The organism is Candidatus Synechococcus spongiarum (genome assembly GCF_900047545.1).
Taxonomy (GTDB): Bacteria; Cyanobacteriota; Cyanobacteriia; order PCC-6307; family Cyanobiaceae; genus Synechococcus_B; species Synechococcus_B spongiarum_C.
This window is the reverse complement of record NZ_FITM01000040.1, coordinates 1-3,343: the sequence shown is the minus strand read 5'-3', so window position 1 is coordinate 3,343 and position 3,343 is coordinate 1. Positions and strand designations below refer to the sequence as shown.

Annotated in this window: 3 protein-coding genes and 1 other RNA gene; 2 read left to right on the top strand and 2 right to left on the bottom strand. The window is 63.9% G+C overall.

Annotated features, from left to right (window positions below; all coding sequences use genetic code 11):
- Positions 1-58 precede the first annotated feature (58 nt).
- Positions 59-1,156, bottom strand: coding sequence for a PIN/TRAM domain-containing protein (locus FLM9_RS01565; protein ID WP_143324546.1), 1,098 nt, complete (start codon positions 1,154-1,156; stop codon positions 59-61).
- 54 nt (positions 1,157-1,210) lie between these two features.
- Here FLM9_RS01565 and hemW point away from each other — a divergent pair, with 54 nt between their 5' ends.
- Positions 1,211-2,434: a radical SAM family heme chaperone HemW gene (gene hemW, locus FLM9_RS01560; RefSeq protein WP_074456948.1), complete on the top strand. Its 1,224-nt coding sequence runs from the start codon at positions 1,211-1,213 to the stop codon at positions 2,432-2,434.
- Here hemW and panB read toward each other — a convergent pair.
- Positions 2,337-3,152, bottom strand: coding sequence for a 3-methyl-2-oxobutanoate hydroxymethyltransferase (panB, locus tag FLM9_RS01555; protein WP_081340110.1), 816 nt, complete (start codon positions 3,150-3,152; stop codon positions 2,337-2,339). The two genes, hemW and panB, sit on opposite strands and share 98 nt — an antisense overlap.
- A gap of 36 nt (positions 3,153-3,188) precedes the next feature.
- On the opposite strand from panB, the gene ffs reads away from it, so the two are divergent.
- An RNA gene (gene ffs / locus FLM9_RS01550) (signal recognition particle sRNA small type) lies at positions 3,189-3,285 on the top strand.
- Positions 3,286-3,343: the final 58 nt, after the last annotated feature.

The window sequence follows — 3,343 nt, the reverse complement described above, 5'->3', positions numbered from 1 at the left end:
CTTCCTCTCTGCCGTCCTCCTCGCCGCCACTCCCATCTTCTGGTTATGAGTCCTGAACCTAGCAATTGCGTCGCCCCTGGTTGCCAGAACGGCAGGGAGGCTGGCTTGTCCCTGGAGATCCCCTATCGGGACTGAGTTGGCCAAACACCATGCGGCCGGAATTGGTTTGCAGGGCGCCGGTGATGGTCACGTTTCTGGACTGGCCAATGAGCGCCTTGGCGCCATCCACCACCACCATGGTGCCGTCCTCCAGGTAGGCGATGGCCTGCCCCGGTTCCTTGCCTTGGCGCACCAGTTTCAGGGTGAACTGATCCCCCGGCTGCGCCTCGGGCCGCAGGGCCACCACCAATTCGCTCAAGCTGAGCACCTGGATGTTGCGCAGGCGCCCCACCTGGGCCAGGGTGTAGTCCGTGGTGATGAGGATGCCGCTGGTGTCGCTGGTCAAGCGAAGAAGTTTTTCATCCACGGTCTCGCAGTCGTAGCGGGTGCTGTTGGTGACGATGCGGCGACCGTAGTCACGGCGCAGGACGGACAGACTGTCCAGCCCCCGTCGGCCACGGCTGCGTTTTTCCCCCTTCCCGGAATCCGCCAGGGTTTGCAACTCCTCCAGCACCACCTGGGGGATGATCACCTGGCCCTCCAGGAGACCGGAGTCCAGAAGCGCTCCGATGCGCCCGTCAATGGCGGCGCTGGTGTCAAGGATTTTGGGGGCGGATCGCTGCACCAGACCCTCTTCCAGCAGCAACGTTTCACTGCTGGTGGATCCCAGAAGACGGCGCAGAGCTTGCCCCCGCAACTGCCCCACCGTGAGCCCGGCCATCCCCAGCATCAGGTTGGCCAGCACCAGGGCAACGGTCTTGACCCACTGCAACGACTCCGGCAAGGGCAGCAGCAGTAAGGGCGCCACCATCAGATTGGCCAGCACCAACCCCAGACTGAGGCCGGCGGCGCGAATCAGCAGAATGTCCCAGGGCAGTTGACGTTCCTCGACCCGGAGGCAGTTGCGCACCTGCTGGACCAGCAGCCCCATGAGCAGCCCCAGCACCACCCCAACGCCAATCAGCCAGAGCCAGGGGCGCTCCAGGGAGGTGATCAGCGGCAGAACGCGCTCCGAGAGCAGTGCGGTCATCTCTGCGCTGGGGGAATCTCTAGCCATCACAACAAGGGCTGTGGGAGAAGGGCAGAGTTTGAACCGGCTTGCCACACCATCATGGCCTTTTCACCGCCCCGCAGTGCCTATGTGCATATTCCCTTTTGCCATCGCCGTTGTTTTTACTGTGATTTTCCCGTTGTTCCCCTGGGAGATCGGGTGGATGGGGCCACGTCCCACTCCGTGGCCCAGTACCTCGGCTGGTTGGAGGAGGAAATCGGCACCAGTCCACCGGGTCCCCCCCTCTCCACCCTATACATCGGCGGCGGCACCCCCTCCCTGCTGAGCGCCGCGCAGACGGCATGGCTGTTGGCTCTGTTGAACCACCAGTTTGGTCTGGCTCCTGGTGCAGAGATCACCATGGAACTGGACCCGGCCGACGCTTCTGCCGAGCGCCTGGAGGGTTACCGTACAGCGGGTGTGAACCGCGTCAGCCTTGGGGCTCAGAGTTTTGACAACGCGCTGCTGGCGGCCATCGGGCGCCGCCACAGCCGCCAGGACATTGAGACCGCTGTGGCGCTGCTAAGAGCCACAGGTCTGTCCCGCTGGAGCCTGGATCTCATCTCTGGTTTGCCAGAACTCACCCCGGCTCTGTGGGAAGCAACCCTGGACCAGGCCTTGTCCCTGGCTCCCCCCCACGTGTCCCTCTATGACCTCACCCTTGGTGGGGGAACAGTGTTTGACCGCTGGCTGGAGCAGGGGCGCCTGTGCTTGCCGCCGGAGACCACTTCTGCGGCCATGCTGGATCGGGCGGCCCAGCGGCTGGAGGCGGCCGGCTTGCGACGCTATGAAATTTCCAGCTTTGCCCGGCCCGACCACGCCTGTCGCCACAATCGCGTGTATTGGGGAGGGGGACAGTGGTGGGGCTTTGGCATGGGGGCCGCCAGCAGCGTGGCGGGGCAACGGCTGACCCGCCCCCGCACCCGTGCCGGCTATCAGGCATGGCTCCATGGACCACGACATGGGGTACACCCTCCTGCCAGCGCCAAAGAACGCCTGGAGGATTTGCTGATCACGGGACTGCGCCGCAGCGAAGGGGTCAATTGTCGGCAACTGGCCCAGCAGTGCTCCTTGCCGCCGGAGATCTTGATGACCCTGTCACCACGGCTGGAGAGGAATTGTGCCCAAGGCTTGCTGTGTTGTGAAGGACCCTGCCTGCGTCTGAGTCAACCCCAAGGGTTTCGTCTCAGCAACCAGGTGTTGGCGGATTGCTTGCTGTGGGTGGAGGAGTTGTTTGCTCCTGGTGGCGCTGCTCATGACACCAGTCTTGTAGCGCCTGTTTGAACATGGTCGCCCCCTGAAGCCGCGGCTTCGCGAAGGGGGGCTGGCTGGGGGTGAGTCCCAGCAGGTCGGCCGTCACCAGAATCTGACCGTCACAATCCGGACCGGCGCCGATGCCCAGCACGGGAATCTTCAGCTCCCGCCGTAATTCACTGGCCAGCACCGCCGGCACGTGCTCCAGTACCAGGGCAAAGCATCCCTGCTGCTGGAGATCCAGGGCTTTCTGCCGTAACTGCTCTTGAGCGGGGGCGCTGCGAGCCTGGCGACCCCAGCCCAGGCAATGGACAGACTGGGGCGTGAGTCCCAGGTGGCCCATCACCGGGATGCCGGTCCGCACCAATCGGTTGATTACCGCCATCGTCTCCGGTTCAGCCCCCTCCAGCTTGACGGCCTGACATGGGGTTTCCTTGAGAAAGCGACCCGCTGCGGCCACCGCCTGCTCAGCGCCACACTGATAGCTGAGGAAAGGAAGATCCGCCACCAGCAGGGGCCGCTGGATTGACCGACCCACCGCCTGGGTGTGATGCACCATGGCCTCCAGGGAGATGGGCAAGGTTGTGGCGTGCCCCAGGCTCACCATGGCCAGGGAATCTCCCACCAGGGCTACGTCACAACCCGAGGCCTCCACCCAAGCCCCGCTCAAGGCATCCCAGGCGGTCAGGGCTGTGATGATGCGCCCCTGATGCTTGTAATTCTGCAAATCCCGAATCGTGAGAGGCAAAGGGCACCCTGGTCATGCAGATGCTATTATTGACATGACTCGGATCCATGCGTTCCAGACGCCCAAACCTGGTCAGAGCCGGAAGGCAGCAGCCACACGGGATGCTCGGGATTGGCGTGGACTCCGGGTCACCTAATGGCTTGCCGAGCCCCACTGCCTTCCGAGAAGTCAGGGTGCGCTGTCCGGACCAC

Coding starts and splice junctions, on each gene's coding strand:
- FLM9_RS01565 (WP_143324546.1), bottom strand. CDS start 1,156: ATGGCTAGAGATTCCCCCAGCGCAGAGATGACCGCACTGCTCTCGGAG.
- hemW (WP_074456948.1), top strand. CDS start 1,211: ATGGCCTTTTCACCGCCCCGCAGTGCCTATGTGCATATTCCCTTTTGC.